This is a genomic window from Mesorhizobium sp. M4B.F.Ca.ET.089.01.1.1, assembly GCF_004022605.1.
Taxonomy (GTDB): domain Bacteria; phylum Pseudomonadota; class Alphaproteobacteria; order Rhizobiales; family Rhizobiaceae; genus Mesorhizobium; species Mesorhizobium abyssinicae.
Map to the genome: position 1 here is coordinate 1 of NZ_RZOS01001359.1, position 483 is coordinate 483.

The window sequence follows — 483 nt, forward strand, 5'->3', positions numbered from 1 at the left end:
TTGGAGTTCCGTCGTGACGGCAGGTAACTTGCTGAACCTAATTCTGCTACTTGATATCGGCGCCAAACCTGCCCAGGCCTCGACGGCCTTGAAAACGGAATAATAGGATCGCTGCTGCTGAGATGATCCATTGTCTATCAGCCAATAGGTAAGGCTGGCTTCTGCTAGAAGCTGGCCTTCTGGATTACCCGCAAAGGCTTGGCGAGCGTCAGCTTTGATGGGAGAGAATCGCGTTTTGCTGGTATCCGTCAGAGTTTCCTCAAGCGACGTATTGAACGCAGTGAGCACGGCCGCAATGTTTTCAGCCGTGGGTTGTATGACGGTAAGATCGTGGTTCAAGAGCATGCCGTGGTACGGATAGACTATCGGTAGACCAGTCGACTCTGAGATCCTTATTTCGGGAACAGGTTCTTGAGCTTGTGAACTAAGCAAGGACAGCAGGACGGCAGATAATGCCGCGGCGACTAGTGCCTTGTTGAAGCC

1 protein-coding gene is annotated in these 483 nt (G+C 52.2%); it reads right to left on the bottom strand.

Annotated features, from left to right (window positions below; all coding sequences use genetic code 11):
- Positions 1 to 483: hypothetical protein (locus EN780_RS39505; RefSeq protein WP_189557170.1), on the bottom strand; the 483-nt coding region annotated here is incomplete at both ends.